Raw genomic sequence first — 15,340 nt, forward strand, 5'->3', positions numbered from 1 at the left:
CCTGATCCACAACTCCGACTGGGCCGTCACCATCATCAACGGCCTGCCCGAGTTCACCCCACCCGCATATTTGGACCCACACCGAAAACCCATCCCCGCAACACCACGACACTCGGCGGCCTGAACACGGCGCCGAGTCACCCGGGCACGCCGAGACACACTCGGCCGGGGCTCCACGCCGCCAACACCGCAGAGATCAACGACTCCACTGGCGCAAACCCACGAACGGCCACGAACTCCGCACACCAGCTGCTTGCACCACCTGAACTCGCCGAGATCTTCCCGATCAGCCAAGGTCAACATCCTGTGCACGACAGGGAATTTCGCGCTCTGGGTGGCTCCATTCCGGCACTGTTGGTGTGGCGCACCAAGAGTTTCTCCCTGACGATCCTGCTCGGCATCGGCACGCCGGCGGTGGTGCGGCTGGCGGCGGGGTGAATTGTTCCCGGTGCGGGAACGGCTAGCGCGATGGGGTGGAATCGGCGCGCGCGGACACCGGGCGGCACAGGAAGTCCCTAGCGTGTGGGGAATGGGAGCGAGAAACCGGGCTAGCGTGCGCGAGCTGGGCGATTTGTTGCGGGAGCACCGGGAGACGGCGGGGCTGACGCTGCGGGACCTCGCGCCCAAGCTGGGGCGATCCATCGCGCATCTGCACCGGATCGAGACGGGGGTTCGGGGCACGACTTCGGAGACGGAGGTGGTGCACTACCTGGCGACATGCGGAGCGCGGTATCAGGACGTGGAACGCCTGATCACGTTCTGCCGGGAGGCCGCCGACGACCGGGGCTACTGGATCGCGCCGCACGGCCAGTGGATGACGGATTCGCTCCGATCCCTGATCTTCCACGAGGCAACAGCCGATCGGTGCGTGAGCTACCAACCCGAGGTGATCCCGGGACTCCTCCAAACCGAGCCCTACATCCGTGCGCTGTTCGCGCGGGAGGACATCTCGGAATCCGACCGCGACGCATGGGTGCGAGCGCGGTTGGAACGGCAGCGAATCCTGTTCCGCAACAACCCGGCGAAATTCACGTTCTTCGTGCACGAACGAGCGTTGCGGCTGGAGGTCGGCGACTACCGAACCATGGCGGAGCAACTGCTCGCGATGGTGTTCTTCGCCGACCAGCGGAACATCACCATCAGGGTGGTGCCTTCGGCGACCCGGCACCGGGGGCTCTTCGGGGGTTCGTTCCTGCTGCTCGCCTATCCCCGGTTCCGCTCGCTCGTCTTTCTCGATGGCCTGGTGACGGGTCTGTTCATCGAAGATCCCGAGTATGTGGCCGCCTACCGTTCACTCCTCCCGCAGATAGCCAAGGCTGCGCTGAGTGCGGGAGAATCCCGGGTGCTGTTCGCCGAACTGGCGGACACGTACGACCGGGCGGAAGGCAGCTGGGATGACGAGTGCCAGGTGGCGCAAGAGCAGCTTTAGCAGCGGTTCGCAGAACGACTGCGTCGAAGTGTCCCTGCGGGTGGAACAGACCCGCGTGCGGGACTCCAAGAACGCGGCCGGCCCAGTCCTAGCGATCACGCCCGAGGCTTGGGGCGCGCTCATCGAACACTCAGTCAGGCGCTGAGCTGCGATGATGTGGCGCAAGTAGCTGGAGCACCGATCCCCAGACCGATTGCGTAGAGGTTTCCCTGGGGATGAAACCAGGGTGCTCTATCTGGTGTTCATGCCGTTGCCCGGAGACGGGGGCATGGTCAGTTGGATGCCGGGAGCGGCGGTCGTCTCAGTTTTCGATGCCGGGACCGCCGGAGGTTCTTCGCTGGTGCAGTTGATTGGGAACGTGCTGTTGTTACTAGCGGCTGGGGCATTGGCCACGCTCCGCTGGCCATGGTTTCGTCGAGTAGGACGCATGGTTTTGGTAGCCGGGCTCGTCGCGGCAGCGATTGAGGTCGTTCAATGGTTGCTTGAGGCCGGCCGTGTTAGTGCGACCGACGACGTCATCCTCAACGCCTGCGGCGCTGTAGTCGGAATGATGCTGGTGCGGCCGTGGTGGAAAACGGCGGGAACCGATGATGCGCGACGGGCACCGGTATCCGAGATGGATACGAACCATGCCGTAATTCGGTCGAATAGTTTCGCGACACCAAACGAGCGTTGAAATCCGCAGTCCACTCGAACTGGCCGCCGGTCGGCCTGATCACCGCTATCGGCAAGGCAGCGGTGATCAGGCCTGACCGTGGCTGAGCAGGTCGCCGGGTTGGCAGTCGAGCACCGCGCACAGCCTGCTCAGGGTGCTGAACCGGACCGCCCGCGCCCGGCCGTTCTTGAGCACCGACAGGTTCACCAGCGAGATGCCCGCCCGGTTCGACAGCTCGGTCAGGGTCATGCCGCGTTCGGCCAGGACTCGATCCAGGTGAACGGTGATCTCGTGGGCGTCGGTCACACCGTCCACGTGAGATCCTCCCGCATGCGGGCGCTGATCCGCAGGACACGGGCGAACGAGAGCAGCAGGGCGCCCAGGAAGATCGCCAGGATCGAGGGCTCGACGTCCCACACCCAGGTCCCGGTGAGCGGCCGTTCGAGCATCGATTGCAGGAGGCCCCGCCGGGCCCAGGCTTCGGTGACGGCGGCGAGAACGCTGCCCCCGATCACCACCCAGCCGATGATCCGCAGGCGCATGGCGAACCGGTCGGCGAGGACACCGTGCCGCCGACCGGCGCGGAACGTGGCCATGGCAAGGGAAAGCGCGCCCGCGAAGACGAGGAAAGACGGCAACTGGGTCCCCACCAGCAAGGCGCGTTGCCCAGCTGACGGGTTCTCCGCGCAGAGGCGCACGGTGCCGACGGTCGCCCGCACGCCTGCCGCGGTGTCGGGCACGAGGCTCTCCTCGGTCGGCCGAACCGGGACACCCTGGCTCGCCTCCGCGCACACGCTCGGGCTGCCGATGCCGAACAGGGAACCTGTTCCCCAGATCGTCGCGGCCAGACTGATCGCGGTGATGGCCACGATGAACGCGAACACGATCGTCACCCACGTCTGGATCGGATCCAGCGGATTCTTGGTCATCGCCACCCCCAGGTTATCGTTTATCGATAACAACGATAAACGATAAACTCGGGCCTGTCATCCGCCCCTTCGGACCCGTCAACCAAGATGGACGTATGGCGACAGTCGCGGAATGGGTCCAGGGCGCACGGGTGCGGACGCTGCCGAATTCGGTGGCGCCGGTGTTGGTCGGTGCGGGGGCGGCCGCGGCGCTCGGCGGGTTCTCCTGGTGGAAGTCGCTGCTGGCGCTGGTGGTGGCGCTATCGCTGCAGGTCGGGGTGAACTACGCCAACGACTACTCCGACGGCATCCGGGGCACCGACGACAACCGGGTCGGGCCGCTGCGGCTGGTCGGCTCCGGGGTGGCGACGCCGTCCTCGGTGAAGCTCGCCGCGTTCGCCTGCTTCGGAATCGGCGCGCTGGCCGGGCTGGTGCTGGTGATCGCGAGCGCCGAGTGGTGGCTCCTGGCCGTCGGCGTGCTCTGCGTCGCGGGGGCCTGGTTCTACACCGGCGGCTCCAAGCCGTACGGGTACTCCGGGTTCGGCGAGGTCGCGGTGTTCCTGTTCTTCGGGCTCGTCGCTGTCCTTGGCACGCAGTACATCCAGGCGGGGACGGTCAGCTGGGTGGGCCTCGCGTGCGCGGTCTCGATGGGGTCGTTCTCGGCGGCCGTGCTCGTCGCCAACAACCTGCGGGATGTGCCGACCGACCGGGTCGCGGGCAAGACCACGCTGGCTGTGCGGCTCGGTGAGGAACGCACGCGGGTGCTGTTCGCGACCCTGGTGACGATTCCGTTCGTGGTGACCATCGCCTTGGCGACGCAGACCCCGTGGGCACTCGCCGGGTTGGCCGCCGCCGTTTTGGTCGTGCCCGCGCTCAAGGTGGTCCTCGGCAAGGCGACCGGGCCCGCGCTGATCCCGGTGCTCAAGCAGACCGGGCTCGCCATGCTGGCGTGGGCGGTCATCACCGCCCTGGCCGTCGGACTCAGCTAGCCGCGGCCCGCGCCTTGGCGAAGGTGTTGCGCAGCACCGCCAACAGCGCGTCGCGCACGGAGAGCTTGTCGCGGGCGTCGAACATGATCAGCGGGACCTCGTCGGCGATCGCCAGCGCCCAGCGGATGTCGTCGGGCTCGTGGGCGAGTTCGCCGCCGAACATGTTGACCCCGACCACGAACGGCAGACCGGCCTTCTCGAAGTAGTCGACCGCCGGGTAGCAGTCGTCCATCCGTCTTGTGTCGACGATGACCAACGCGCCCAGCGCGCCGCGCACCAGGTCGCCCCACATGAAGCCGAAGCGGTCCTGGCCGGGGGTGCCGAAGAGGTACAGCTTCACGTCCTCGTCGATGGTGATGCAGCCGAAATCCATGGCGACGGTCGTCGTCGTCTTCGCGGGCACCTCGCCGACCCGGTCGATCTCCGCGCCGACGGACGTGATGGCGGCTTCGGTCGTCAGCGGCGAGATCTCCGAGATCGCCGCCACCGCCGTGGTCTTGCCGACGCCGAACCCGCCGGCGATGACGATCTTGACCGGCGCCGGCGGACGCTGCGCGCGCTCAGCGGATGGCTTCGAGTCCACGAATGACCCTTTCGATCATGCTGAGATCCTGGGCCGGGGTCGCGGCCGGCCGCCGGAGGACGACGTATCCGAGTTCCGCCAGATCGGCCACCAACACCCTGGCCACCCCGATGTGCAGCTTGAGCGACGCGGCGATCTCAGCGACGGACATGGTCCTGCGGCACAGCGCGATGATCTCCCGGCGCTCGAAGGCGAGGTCCGGGTGCGCCGCGGTGCCGAGGCTGCTGGACATCACCTGCGCCTCGATCTCCAAGGTGTCGTCCACCGGCTTGGCCCTACCCGCGGTGAGCACGTAGGGCCGAAGCGGCGAGACGTCGGGTTGGCTATCCGACACTGTTCTTGAGCTCTTCGATCAGCTGCGGGGTCAACACGGCGCTGGCCCGGTTGGCGAACATCGCCATCTCGTAGGCGATGGTGCCCAGGCTCGCCTCCTTGGTGGCGAGCACGCCGAGCGAGCAGCCGATGCTGATCGTGCAGACCAGCAGGTAGCCGCGCTCCAACTCGATGATCACCTTGTCCGGCTGGCCAAGCGGGTGGCTGTCGGACACACCGTTGGCCAGCCCGAGCATCGCCGAGGAGATCGCGGCGAGCCGGTCGGCGTTGGCCCGGACCAAGTCCGCGGACATCGCGATCAGCAGGCCGTCTGCGGACACCGCGATCGAGCCGATCGCGCCCGCGGTGTTCTGGGTGAACCTGCTGACCAGCCAGTTGAAGTTCTGCGCATCGACGCTGATCGCGGGTGCCGGCGGCCTGCTCATCTTGTGCTCTCTCTCCTCGGACTCGCCCCTGGGTGCGGGGCGGTTTCCTGGGGCGTGACGTTATCCGTAACGATGGCCGCTTTCGCCAATCCGAGGGCGAATTTGTCGAACTCGGCCCGCTCGGACTCAGGATCGCGCCTGCGCCAGGCCCGAATGGCCGGTGGCGCGGACACGAAAGCGGCCGGGCGCAGCCCTGGGGCGAGGTTCTCGCCGGGGACGCGCCTGCTCAGCCCACCCCGACCCGACGACGGCGGCGGATCGGCGGCGCGGGCGAACGCTCCGTGAAATTCGTTGAGCGCGGTGCGGGAGGCGTCCGGATCGTGTCGCGGTCGGCTCTGGCGAGGGGCGGCGGGCTCCCCGGGCAGTTGCGCGCCCGCGACCCGGCGGTTCAGGCCTGCCCGCGAGTCGGTGGGCCGGGCTTCGGCCTGGATGAACCCGGTGTGGAACTCGTCCATCGCCGTGCGCGTGGCTTCCGGGTCACGCGGGGCGGACGCGCTCGCGGGCTGCGGTGGGCGGCTGGGTGCAGTGCGGCTGGGTGCAGTGGGGCTGGGTGGCGGGCCGCTCGCGACTCGGCGACGGAGGCCGCCGCGCTCCGCTTCCGGGGGCGGCGGGGGCTGCTCTCCGGCGGCGGTGGGGAACCAGAAGAACCCCTCGGTCCGGGTCGCGGGCGGGATCTGGAACCCAGGCAGCAGCGGGAGCACCGGCTGGTGCGCGGGCTCCGGTTCCACGACCCGGCGCAGGTAGGACTCGACCGCGATGTGGACGCGCGCGGTCACACCGCCGCCCGGTGTCGAGTCCAGCTCGACGCGCAGCGAGTGCCTGCGGGCGAGCCGACCGACCACGAACAGGCCGAGCACGGTCGTCGGGACGATGTCGAGCCGCTCGCGTTCGACGAGTCGCCGGTTCTCCTCGGCCAGTTTCTCCGGCGGCAGGCCGATGCCGTGGTCGACGATCTCGATCACGCAGGTTCCGTCGGTCTGGAACTTGGCGCCGACCTCGACGGTCGTGTTCGGCGGGGAGAACGACGTGGCGTTCTCCATCAGCTCGGCGAACACCAGCACGAGGTCGGCGCCGATGTCCGCGGCGAGGGTGACGTCGGAGATCGACCCGAGCTGGACCCGCTGGTACTCCTCGATCTCGGCCAGCGCGGACCGCAGCGTGGTGGACAGCTCGATCGGCCCGGAAAGCCTGCCCCGGTCGGCCGTGCCCGCGACGACGAGGAGGTTGTCGGCGCTGCGGCGCAGCCGGGTGGAGACGTGGTCGAGCCGGTAGAGGCGTTCGAGGAGCCGGACGTCCTGCTCGTCGCGTTCGAGTTCGTCGACCAGCGCCATCTGCCTGCCGACGAGGTTCTGCGTGCGCTGCGCGACGTTGACGAACATCAGGCTGACGTTGCGCCGGGTGAGGGCCTGCCGTTCCACCAGCGAGGACGCCGTGCTCTGCACGCGGTTGAAGGCCGCGGCCAGCTTGCCGATCTCGTCGTCGCTGGCGACCTCGATCTCCGCGAGCCGCGGCGCCTGCACCTCGGCGACCTCGGTGTCGGTGACCCGGACCAGCTCGGTCTCGGCCAGGTCGGCGACCGAGGTGGCGGCGTCGGTGAGTCGGCGCAGCGGGTCGGAGATCGAGCGGCTGACCCGGATGGCGAGGACGGCGACCAGCATGAACAGCAGGGCCGCGCCGAGACCGACGCTGTGGGCGAGCAGCCCGGCGTCGGACGCGCGGTCGGTAGCGGCGGTGGTGACCTGCTCGGTCACCTTGTCCTGGGCGACCCGGCGCATCCGCGACTGGCTCTGCACGGCGGCGAGGGCGTCGAAGATGAACGACTCGCCCGCGTTGGCGTTGGGGTCCAACGGAAGCCTTGCGGCCATGGCGGCCACCTGGCGGGCCAGGTCGCCCTGGTCGACGGCGACGACGATGCCCGCGTGCTCGACGTCGGCCTGCTGGACGAACCGCTCGGTCAGCATCCGGGCCTGCGCGGAAGCCTTGTCCAGCAACACCTGCCCGGTTGCCGGATCGAGCGCGGTGGCGATGATCGCCATGCCGTAGAGCTCGTTCTCCTCGTTGGCCCGCAGCAGCGAGTCGAGGACGGTGAGCTGGCGGGTGCCCTCGGCGTCGCTGGTTCGCTGCGGCACCAGGCGAAGCGCGTCGAGGATGGCGCCGATGACCGCGTGGTAGGTGCGGGCGACGGCGTCCGGCGAGATGCCGCGGCGCAGCGCGCTCTGCCGCAGCTCACGCAGCGAACCGATGCGCACCAACGCGGAGGCGAGTTCCTCGGTGCCCTCCCCCTGCAGGGTGTCGAGCGCGGCGGCGGCCGCGGTGTCGACGGTCCGCTGCTGGCGGACGAGATCGGTGTTGTCCCCGCTGGCCGAGGCCAGGTAGCCGGCGGTGAGCAGGCGTTCGCGCTGCAGTTCCCACACCAGGCCACCGAAGTCCCTGGCACGGCCCGCGATGTCCGCGGTGCGGCTGGCCGAGCGGGCGTCGCCGACGCCGCCCGCGACGAACGGGACCGCCACGAGGACCACCGCCGTGAGCGGGACCAGGAGCAGGACGTTGAGCCTGCCCCGGATGCCGAGCCTGCCCAGGATCCCCAGAGTCACCGTCCACCTGCCGTCGCCTGGGCGGTGTAGGCCCAGTGTTGGGCGCGGACGATGTCCTCGATCGACGCGCGCAGGGCCAGGAAGTCGGGGTCGCGCTTGATGGCGAGGTCGCGGTCCTCGGGCAGCGCCACGGCGATGTCGGCGGCGACCCGACCGGGGTCGCACGCCAGGACGACCACCCGGCCGCCGAGGAAAACCGCCTCCTCGACGTCGTGGGTCACCATGAGCACGGTGGTGCCGGTGTCGCGCCACACCTGGCGGACGAGGACCTGCATGTCCTCCTTGGTCTGCACGTCGAGCGCGCCGAACGGCTCGTCGAGCAGCAGGACCTCAGGCTCGCACGCCAGGGCCCGGGCGATCGCGACCCGCTGCTGCTGGCCGCCCGAGAGCTGCCCGGGCAGCGCGTGCCGGAAGTCGGTCAGGCCGGTCTCGGCGAGGTGCCAGTCGACCCGGGCGGCCCGGTCCTCAGGCGTGATCGGGAGGAGCTCCAGTCCGAACGCGACATTGCGCTCGACCGTGCGCCACGGGTACAGCGTCCCCGCCTGCGGCACCAGGCCGCGGTCCGGTCCGGGGCCGGTGACGTCGGCTCCGTCGAGGGTGATCCGGCCCTCGGTGGGCGCGTCGAGCCCGGCGACGAGCGAGAGCAGCGTGGACTTGCCCGACCCGCTCGCGCCGACGACACACACGAACTCACCCGAGGCCACCTGGAGATCGACACCGTCGAGCGCGCGGACCGCGCCGTAATCCTTGCCGACGCCGGAAAGTCCGAGCTTCATCCGGTCCACCGCCCGACCTTGTCGCGCAGCAACCGAAGCGCCACGTCGATCAGCACACCGCACAGGCCGATCACGACGAGCACGGCGAAGATCTTGTCGGTCTGCAGGAACCGCTGCGAGCGCACGATCCGGTAGCCGAGGCCCTCGGTCGAGTTGACCAGCTCGGCGACCACCACGAAGTTCCACGCGGCGGCGGCGTTGACCCTGGCCGCGTCGACGATGCCCGGCAGCGAGTGCGGCACGATCACCTTCCGCAGCACCTCGCCCCGGCGCGCGCCGAGCGTGTACGAGACGTCGATGAGCGGGCGCGGCACACCGCGCACGACGTCGGCGGTCATCAGGGTGTTGAAGAAAACGGTGCCGATGAACAGAAGCGCCACCTTGGACGGCTCACCCAGGCCCATCCAGATGACCAGCAGCGGGATGAACGCGCTGGCGGGCAGGTAGCGCAGCACGCTGATCAGCGGCTCGAACAGCGCCTGTCCCGCCCGGAAAGTGCCCATGACGATCCCGATCGGCACCGACACCGCGAGCGCCAGGCCGAACCCGAACAGCACCCGCTGCACGGTGGCCCAGAGGTCGGCGAACAGCTCGCCGGACTCGGCCATGCCGATGCCCGCCGCGAGCACCGCGCCAGGCGAGGGCAGGAACCGCGACGGGACCACGCCGCTCGCCGCGAGGACGACCCACGCGAGGACTGGCAGGGCGATCGAGAGCACCGCCAGGGTCAAGCGGGACCGGCGGGAGATCGGGGCCCGGATCGTGAACAGCTTCGAGGTCCGGCGGACCCGCGGCCTGCGCGGCAACGCGCGCCATCCCGCCCGGCCGGACCGGGAGGGATGACTGGTGTCGGTCACATCCGCGCCGACGACGACCGGACTCACTCCGGGACTGCCTTCACGAATCGGTCGTCGAGCAGGCCGTCGAGGACGGGGCGCTCCTTGACGAGGCCGGTGGCGAGCATGAAGTCGACGATCTTGCCCGCCTGGTAGTTCAGGTGCGACGGCGTGGTGCCCGGGGTGAACGCGTCGAGGTTCTGCTGCCGGGTGAAGATCGTGGTGCCCGCGTCGTAGGAGCGGTACTCCTCGGCGGTGACCCCGCCGCGCTTGGCCATGATGTCGGTGGCCGGGCCCTTGTTCTCCCTGATCCACTTGATCGTCTCGAACCAGGTGTCGACCAGGGCCTGGACCGCGGCGGGGTGGTCTTTGACGAACTCCGCGGTGAAGACCAGGTGGTCCGGGATCGCGCCGGGGAACTCCACGGAGGTGGCGATGGCCCGGCTGCCCGGACGTTCGAGCGCCACGCTGGTGAAGGGCGCGAAGGCGCCGACCGCGTCGACCTGTCCCGCGGCGAACGCGGCGGCCGCGGCGTCGGTGGCCAGCGGGACCAGCTCGATGTCCTTCTCGGTCAGCTTCGCCTCGGCGAGCGCGAGCAGGAGCAGGTAGTGATCGACGGTGCCCTGCTCCACGGCCACCTTCTTCCCGCGGAGATCGGCGACACTGCCGATCCCCTCGGCGGCGATGATCTTGTCGTTGCCAGTGGAGTTGTCGTTGACCAGGACGATCTTCTGCTGGGCGCCGCCGCTGACCGAGGCCAGGGTGTCGTTGAGGGTCTGACTGTTGGCGTCGATCGCGCTGGTCGCCAGGGCGTTGAGGCTGTCGGTGTAGCTCTCGAAGTACTTCAGCTCGACGTTGACGCCGTTCTTGGCGAAGAGCCCCTGCTCCTGCGCGACCTGCCACGGGAACCAGCCGGGCCAAGCGCTGAAGCCGAGCGTCACCTTGGTTCCCGACTCGGCGGCTTGGGATGTGCAGGCCGTCGCGCCCGACAGCGTTAACAGGCACACGACAGCGGCGATCAGCCTGCTGACCGAACTGGGCTTCACTGCGTACTCCAGGGGGAGGCGAACGGATCGGCTACCGAGCCGGGAAAAGCGGGAGCTCGCCCTGGGAAAAAATGGGAATATGTTTGTCCACAGTAGAGTCGACGCCGGACTCCGTCATCAAACTCCCCATTCCCGTGCGGTGAACCCCAGCCGGGGCTGACCCTAACGGGGTATGAGGAGGCCGACTAGGGAGCCACCAGTGGATCTCACCCGATCGGACTATCAGCGCTAAAGCATGTCACTATGCGCAATTGTGCTGGTATTAGCGAAATGCGCCGATGCGGCCGAAATGTGGTCTGGATTACATTCCACACCCGACCTTCAGGGGTTGCGCACCGACTCGTTCCGGTTCCTACGAAATACTGTGTAAAAGATGGGAAGACCGATGACCAAGGCCGACCCGGCGAAGAACACGGGGTGCCGGGTCATCAACCGCAGCTCGGCGGCCGCGCCGGTCCACACGGTCAGGCCGCCGAGACACTTGATCATCGCGCCGTCGCTGAACCACGGCTCGAGTTCGGTCACCTTGCCGAACACGCCCTTACGCGAACCGATCTCGACCGGGGTCTCGGGTCCGCCGTCGACGGTCACCGTGCAGCCCCGCGCGCTTGCCTTGCGCTGCACCGCGATCGTGCCGCCGGTCCACTGGTGGATCGCCGGGTCGCGGACGGTGCCGGAGACGTACGTGCCGCTGAAAGCGCCGACCGAGTAGACAGCCGCATACAGCACGAGCAGCAGCCCGGCCAACGCAAGTGCCCGCTTCACCAGGCGTCTTCGCGGAGCACGATGCCACCGTCTTCGCCGTCATCCGACCGACCGGACCGAGACCGGCCCGCCTCGACGACCTCGTCGACGGAGTGGCCTTCCTCCAACAGCGTGTAGACCTGCCGAAGCCGCGGAAGGCCGGACTCCAGCGCCTCCCGCACGCCCGGCTCCCCCGCCGCCCGCCCGCTGGTGATGTCGCGCCAGGTCAGCTCGCCCGCGTCGATCCGGGCCTGCAGGTCCCGCAGCGCCTTGGGCGCGTCGGCGCCGCGGGCGTGCTCGGAGATCGCCTTGATGTCCTCATCGGTGAGGCCGTCCTGCGGCTTGTCCGCGAACTGCTTCTCGACGCCGGCCAGCTTCGCGTCGAGCGTGGTCAGCGCGACGTCGAGGCTCGCCTCGGCCTCGCGCAGCCGCACGCTCTTCCAGTCGTCGTTCATCGCGTTCCTCCGGTGGGCACCGGCGTGCCCTGGCGGTTCTGGGTCGACGGGTCCTGGCGGTTCGCCGCCGCCCGGTCGTCCTGGTACTGGCCGTAGTGCTCGTCACCGACGACTTGCTCCCAGATCCAGTTCACGACCTGGACCTGCGCGCCCGCGTCACGGATCGCGTCCTCGATCTTGAGTCCGCCGTCGATGGTCTCGGCGTTGTTCAGCGCGGTGGTCGGGTCGGTGTCGGCGTAGCTCATCGCGCACCCACCGTCGGGACGCCACTGGCCGCGGCTGAGCGCTGACCGTCCACAGTGGTCATCCGGCCGCAGGACACGCGGTCGGCGGTCTCATACGCGGCGGCGGCGCTCTCCAGTGAGGTCTTGACGTTGCCCAGCTTCTCGCTGGCGAACTGGAGCGTCTCGCCGTAAAGGCCGACGACACCGTCGACAGCGGGAACGAGCAGGCTCAGCAGGCCGGTGAACCCACTGGTGTCGGCGCCCTTGCCCCGAGCGTGGTCCTCGATCGTCTTGAAGTGCCCCGCGTTGCGGTCGAGCAGACCCGCGTAGCCGCGCAGCTCCTCCGGCTCGACCCTGAGCTGTTCGCCCATCGGTGGTGCTCCTGACGTGTCCCGCGCTCGGCGTGTGTCCCAGGGTTGACGGCCGCCTCCGGACGTCGGTTCCCACCGGGTGTCAGGGCTTTTCAGTTGCGAATTGTCGGGAGACTGTCCTCATGCCACTCGCCGGTGGCCAGGAAGTGCCGCACGAACTCCTGGTACGGCTCGATGTCGAGTCCCTGGGCGGCCACCCAGGCGTCGTCGTAGTAGGTGTGCGAATAGCGCTCGCCGCCGTCGCACAGCAGGGTCACCACACTGCCGGACATCCCAGCCGCCTTGAGTTCGGCGATGATCTGGAACGCGCCCCACAGGTTCGTGCCGGTCGACCCGCCCGCGCGGCGGCCGATCAGCTCCTCGACGACCCGGATGACCGCGATCGACGCCGCGTCCGGCACCTTGATCATCCGGTCGATGACCTGGCCGAGGAACGACGGCTCGACCCGCGGCCTGCCGATGCCCTCGATACGTGAGCCGCGGCTGCCGGTGAGGTCCGGCTCGGTGTCGCGCCAGGCGTCGAAGAACACGGAGTTCTCCGGGTCCACCACGGCCAGCCGGGTATCGAGGGCGCGATAGCGGATGTAGCGGCCGATGGTGGCGCTGGTGCCGCCGGTGCCCGCGCCGACCACGACCCATGCGGGCTCCGGGTGCGGCTCCTTCGACATCTGCTCGAAGACCGACTCGGCGATGTTGTTGTTGCCACGCCAGTCGGTGGCCCGCTCGGCGTGGGTGAACTGGTCGATGTAGTGGCCGCCGAGGTCGTCGGCCAGCTTGCGCGACTCGGCGTAGATCTGGCCGGGCTCGTCGACGAAGTGGCAGCGCCCGCCCTGGCGTTCGATCAGCGCGATCTTCTCCGGGCTGGTCGTGCGCGGCATGACGGCGATGAAGGGCAGGCCCAGCATCCGGGCGAAGTACGCCTCCGAGACCGCCGTCGAGCCCGAGGAGGCCTCGATCACCGGGGTGCCGTCGACGATCCAGCCGTTGCACAGCGCATAGAGGAACAGCGAACGGGCCAGGCGGTGCTTGAGCGAGCCGGTCGGGTGGGTCGACTCGTCCTTGAGATAGAGCTGGACGTTCCACTCCAGCGGCAGCGGGAACGGCAGCAGGTGCGTGTCGGCGCTGCGGTTCGCGTCCGCCTCGATGATCTTGATGGACCGGCAGACCCAGTCACGCGTCTTGGCGCTGCAGCGGTCGACCGCGGTCATCGCGCGAGCAGGACAAGCACCAGCGCGATGAGCGCGGGCACTGACTGGACGTACAGGATGCGCAGCGACACCGTCGCGGCGCCGTAGAGACCGGCGATCATCACGCAGACCAGGAAGAACACCTGGAACGACAGCGAACCCGCGATCAGGCCGTAGAACAGGCCCGCGGCCAGGAAGCCGTTGTAGAGCCCCTGGTTGCCCGCCAGCATGGCGGTCTCCGCGGCGAACTCGTGCGAGGTCCCGAACGTCCGGCGGCCCAGCGAGGTGTTCCAGAGGAACATCTCGAGCACGAGGATGTAGACGTGGATCAGGCCGACAAGCCCGACCATGACCTTCGCTGCGGTGTCCATCTCAGTCCTCATCCGGTTCGTCGCCGCGCAGCTCCGCCCGGAGGCGGTCGCGTTCTGCGTAGCGGTCAGCGAGGCCCGCGGTGACCCGGTCGTTGAGGCGGCGGAACAGCAGCAGGCCCAGCGGGAACCCGACGACCACGGCGATGGCCACCGAGACCAGCAGCGGAAGGTCGAACAGCACCAGGATCGCCGTCACGGCGCCGACCAGGGCGATCCGCACAAGGGTGTAGAGAGCGATGTCGCGCCAAAGGTGCGCGCCGGGCTTGTCCTGCACGGCCTGGACGTTACTCGGCATGGGTGCCCCGTTCCTCGTCGAGGGTGTTCGGCCTGCCCTCGAACCGGGTCGACAGCACGACGGTCGACCTGGTGCGCGCGACACCCTTTATCCGGCGCAGCCTGCTCAGCGACCGCTCCAGGTCGTCCACCGTCGCCACCCGGACCTTGACCACGAAGGACTCGTCACCCGCGACCCGGTAGCAGGACTCGACCTCGTTCAGCTCGGCCAAGGCGTCGGCGACATCCTCGTCGTCGGCGGTGTCGGTCGGGTGGATGGAGACCAGCGCGGTGACGTCGAGTCCGACGGCCCGCGGGTCGACCATGGCGTGGTAGCCGGTGATGACGCCCGCGGCCTCCAGTTTGCCGACCCGCTCGTGCACCGCCGACGCGGACAGGCCCACCTGCCTGCCGAGATCGGCGTAGGTGACGCGGCCGTTGGTACGCAGGGCCGCGATGATTCGGCGATCGACAGTGTCCACGGCGAAAGCCTACGACGCCGCCCCGGCATGTCCGAACCGGCCGTTTTGTCCCTTACTACCTCTTTACCATCAGCCAACCGTTCGAGTACCCGACGGGCGAGATGCAACGATGATCCCGTTTTGTCGACTACCAAGGAGGCGGCGAAGGTGACCGTTGGCCACGTGGGGGAACGCCTGCTCACCCCCGGGGAGGTAGCGGCCCTGTTCCGGGTCGACCCCAAGACCGTCACCCGGTGGGCCACGGCGGGCCGCATCGGGTCCATCCGCACGCCCGGCGGACACCGCCGGTTCCGTGAGACCGAGGTCCAGGCGCTGCTGGCCGAACTCACCACCGAGGCGACGGAACCCGCGGAGCACGTCTGACCTGCGTGTCCCCAAAATCCGGACAAACGGGTTAACCTCGTGTTCCAGGCTTTCGGAGGTGCCTCAATGACTTACCTGCTGGCCGCTGTCGGCGCGATCACCATCGCGGTGCTGATGTGGAAGGCCTTCGGCCCACGCGCGGCCGAGGCCACCACCACGCGCACCGCCATCGCCCCCGACGACGACCCCGACTTCCTCCGCAAACTAGGCGAGAAAACCCGCAAGCCCCCCACAGAAGACCCACCCGCCTAACCGCGAGTCCCCAGTTCCCGACGATGAGTTCTCAATTCAAGTGA

The 15,340-nt window shown here is 68.8% G+C and carries 24 protein-coding genes; 7 read left to right on the plus strand and 17 right to left on the minus strand.

What is annotated here, in order from left to right; translation table 11 throughout:
* The first annotated feature begins 306 nt into the window (after positions 1 to 306).
* The 4 genes from ACRDSQ_RS05200 (at position 307) to ACRDSQ_RS05215 (ending at position 2,105) form a co-directional block, all read left to right on the plus strand.
* The gene (locus ACRDSQ_RS05200) at positions 307 to 438 is read left to right on the plus strand and encodes a hypothetical protein (RefSeq protein WP_431419262.1); all 132 of its coding nucleotides are present in this window, start codon (positions 307 to 309) and stop codon (positions 436 to 438) included.
* Positions 439 to 553: 115 nt separating this feature from the next.
* A complete protein-coding gene (locus ACRDSQ_RS05205; protein WP_431419263.1) occupies positions 554 to 1,429 on the plus strand; it encodes a helix-turn-helix domain-containing protein in 876 nt (291 codons plus the stop codon).
* Complete coding sequence (locus ACRDSQ_RS05210) at positions 1,395 to 1,574, plus strand: DUF397 domain-containing protein (protein WP_431419264.1); 180 nt, start codon at positions 1,395 to 1,397, stop codon at positions 1,572 to 1,574. Before ACRDSQ_RS05205 ends, ACRDSQ_RS05210 begins: the two co-directional genes overlap by 35 nt.
* 81 nt (positions 1,575 to 1,655) lie before the next feature.
* Positions 1,656 to 2,105, plus strand: coding sequence for a VanZ family protein (locus ACRDSQ_RS05215; RefSeq protein ID WP_431419265.1), 450 nt, complete (start codon positions 1,656 to 1,658; stop codon positions 2,103 to 2,105).
* A 66-nt stretch (positions 2,106 to 2,171) separates the two neighbouring features.
* Here ACRDSQ_RS05215 and ACRDSQ_RS05220 read toward each other — a convergent pair whose 3' ends face one another.
* Both ACRDSQ_RS05220 and ACRDSQ_RS05225 read right to left on the minus strand, forming a co-directional pair.
* Positions 2,172 to 2,399 (minus strand): helix-turn-helix domain-containing protein, encoded by a 228-nt coding sequence (locus tag ACRDSQ_RS05220; protein ID WP_431419267.1) that lies wholly within the window; start codon positions 2,397 to 2,399, stop codon positions 2,172 to 2,174.
* Positions 2,387 to 3,013, minus strand: coding sequence for a hypothetical protein (locus tag ACRDSQ_RS05225; RefSeq protein WP_431419268.1), 627 nt, complete (start codon positions 3,011 to 3,013; stop codon positions 2,387 to 2,389). The genes ACRDSQ_RS05220 and ACRDSQ_RS05225 overlap by 13 nt, the downstream gene beginning before the upstream one ends.
* A gap of 95 nt (positions 3,014 to 3,108) precedes the next feature.
* On the opposite strand from ACRDSQ_RS05225, the gene ACRDSQ_RS05230 reads away from it, so the two are divergent.
* Positions 3,109 to 3,981: a 1,4-dihydroxy-2-naphthoate polyprenyltransferase gene (locus ACRDSQ_RS05230; RefSeq protein WP_431419269.1), complete on the plus strand. Its 873-nt coding sequence runs from the start codon at positions 3,109 to 3,111 to the stop codon at positions 3,979 to 3,981.
* Here ACRDSQ_RS05230 and ACRDSQ_RS05235 read toward each other — a convergent pair.
* The 15 genes from ACRDSQ_RS05235 to ACRDSQ_RS05305 form a co-directional block, all read right to left on the minus strand.
* Positions 3,974 to 4,564: a GTP-binding protein gene (locus ACRDSQ_RS05235; RefSeq protein WP_431419271.1), complete on the minus strand. Its 591-nt coding sequence runs from the start codon at positions 4,562 to 4,564 to the stop codon at positions 3,974 to 3,976. The genes ACRDSQ_RS05230 and ACRDSQ_RS05235 overlap by 8 nt on opposite strands.
* Positions 4,542 to 4,898 carry a DUF742 domain-containing protein gene (locus ACRDSQ_RS05240; protein WP_431419273.1) on the minus strand — a complete coding sequence of 119 codons (357 nt, stop codon included), beginning with the start codon at positions 4,896 to 4,898 and terminating at the stop codon, positions 4,542 to 4,544. The genes ACRDSQ_RS05235 and ACRDSQ_RS05240 overlap by 23 nt, the downstream gene beginning before the upstream one ends.
* Positions 4,888 to 5,322: a roadblock/LC7 domain-containing protein gene (locus ACRDSQ_RS05245; RefSeq protein WP_431419274.1), complete on the minus strand. Its 435-nt coding sequence runs from the start codon at positions 5,320 to 5,322 to the stop codon at positions 4,888 to 4,890. Before ACRDSQ_RS05245 ends, ACRDSQ_RS05240 begins: the two co-directional genes overlap by 11 nt.
* The gene (locus tag ACRDSQ_RS05250; protein ID WP_431419276.1) at positions 5,319 to 7,916 is read right to left on the minus strand and encodes a sensor histidine kinase; all 2,598 of its coding nucleotides are present in this window, start codon (positions 7,914 to 7,916) and stop codon (positions 5,319 to 5,321) included. Before ACRDSQ_RS05250 ends, ACRDSQ_RS05245 begins: the two co-directional genes overlap by 4 nt.
* Positions 7,913 to 8,692, minus strand: a complete 780-nt coding sequence (locus ACRDSQ_RS05255; RefSeq protein ID WP_431419278.1) for an ABC transporter ATP-binding protein — start codon at positions 8,690 to 8,692, stop codon at positions 7,913 to 7,915. The genes ACRDSQ_RS05250 and ACRDSQ_RS05255 overlap by 4 nt, the downstream gene beginning before the upstream one ends.
* Positions 8,689 to 9,576 (minus strand): ABC transporter permease, encoded by an 888-nt coding sequence (locus tag ACRDSQ_RS05260; RefSeq protein WP_431419279.1) that lies wholly within the window; start codon positions 9,574 to 9,576, stop codon positions 8,689 to 8,691. Before ACRDSQ_RS05260 ends, ACRDSQ_RS05255 begins: the two co-directional genes overlap by 4 nt.
* On the minus strand, positions 9,573 to 10,574 hold the full coding sequence (locus ACRDSQ_RS05265) for an ABC transporter substrate-binding protein (protein ID WP_431419280.1): 1,002 nt from the start codon (positions 10,572 to 10,574) through the stop codon (positions 9,573 to 9,575). The genes ACRDSQ_RS05260 and ACRDSQ_RS05265 overlap by 4 nt, the downstream gene beginning before the upstream one ends.
* 321 nt (positions 10,575 to 10,895) lie before the next feature.
* Complete coding sequence (locus ACRDSQ_RS05270) at positions 10,896 to 11,339, minus strand: hypothetical protein (RefSeq protein WP_431419282.1); 444 nt, start codon at positions 11,337 to 11,339, stop codon at positions 10,896 to 10,898.
* Positions 11,336 to 11,773: a hypothetical protein gene (locus tag ACRDSQ_RS05275; protein WP_431419283.1), complete on the minus strand. Its 438-nt coding sequence runs from the start codon at positions 11,771 to 11,773 to the stop codon at positions 11,336 to 11,338. The genes ACRDSQ_RS05270 and ACRDSQ_RS05275 overlap by 4 nt, the downstream gene beginning before the upstream one ends.
* Positions 11,770 to 12,018, minus strand: a complete 249-nt coding sequence (locus ACRDSQ_RS05280; RefSeq protein WP_431419284.1) for a hypothetical protein — start codon at positions 12,016 to 12,018, stop codon at positions 11,770 to 11,772. The genes ACRDSQ_RS05275 and ACRDSQ_RS05280 overlap by 4 nt, the downstream gene beginning before the upstream one ends.
* Entirely contained in the window at positions 12,015 to 12,368 is a 354-nt protein-coding gene (locus ACRDSQ_RS05285) for a type VII secretion target (RefSeq protein ID WP_431419286.1), read from the minus strand. The genes ACRDSQ_RS05280 and ACRDSQ_RS05285 overlap by 4 nt, the downstream gene beginning before the upstream one ends.
* Before the next feature lie 92 nt (positions 12,369 to 12,460).
* Positions 12,461 to 13,576, minus strand: coding sequence for a PLP-dependent cysteine synthase family protein (locus ACRDSQ_RS05290; protein WP_431419288.1), 1,116 nt, complete (start codon positions 13,574 to 13,576; stop codon positions 12,461 to 12,463).
* Positions 13,573 to 13,926, minus strand: coding sequence for a DUF1304 domain-containing protein (locus ACRDSQ_RS05295; protein WP_431419290.1), 354 nt, complete (start codon positions 13,924 to 13,926; stop codon positions 13,573 to 13,575). The genes ACRDSQ_RS05290 and ACRDSQ_RS05295 overlap by 4 nt, the downstream gene beginning before the upstream one ends.
* A gap of 1 nt (position 13,927) precedes the next feature.
* On the minus strand, positions 13,928 to 14,221 hold the full coding sequence (locus tag ACRDSQ_RS05300; protein ID WP_431419291.1) for a DUF4229 domain-containing protein: 294 nt from the start codon (positions 14,219 to 14,221) through the stop codon (positions 13,928 to 13,930).
* Positions 14,211 to 14,681: an Lrp/AsnC family transcriptional regulator gene (locus ACRDSQ_RS05305; protein WP_431419293.1), complete on the minus strand. Its 471-nt coding sequence runs from the start codon at positions 14,679 to 14,681 to the stop codon at positions 14,211 to 14,213. Before ACRDSQ_RS05305 ends, ACRDSQ_RS05300 begins: the two co-directional genes overlap by 11 nt.
* Positions 14,682 to 14,828: 147 nt before the next feature.
* Between ACRDSQ_RS05305 and ACRDSQ_RS05310 the strand changes: the two genes are divergently transcribed.
* Together ACRDSQ_RS05310 and ACRDSQ_RS05315 are read left to right on the plus strand one after the other, a co-directional pair.
* The gene (locus tag ACRDSQ_RS05310; protein ID WP_187218517.1) at positions 14,829 to 15,044 is read left to right on the plus strand and encodes a BldC family transcriptional regulator; all 216 of its coding nucleotides are present in this window, start codon (positions 14,829 to 14,831) and stop codon (positions 15,042 to 15,044) included.
* A 66-nt stretch (positions 15,045 to 15,110) separates the two neighbouring features.
* Positions 15,111 to 15,296, plus strand: coding sequence for a hypothetical protein (locus tag ACRDSQ_RS05315; protein WP_431419295.1), 186 nt, complete (start codon positions 15,111 to 15,113; stop codon positions 15,294 to 15,296).
* Positions 15,297 to 15,340 lie beyond the last annotated feature (44 nt).

The organism is Actinokineospora sp., from assembly GCF_050699995.1.
Taxonomy (GTDB): Bacteria; Actinomycetota; Actinomycetes; order Mycobacteriales; family Pseudonocardiaceae; genus Actinokineospora.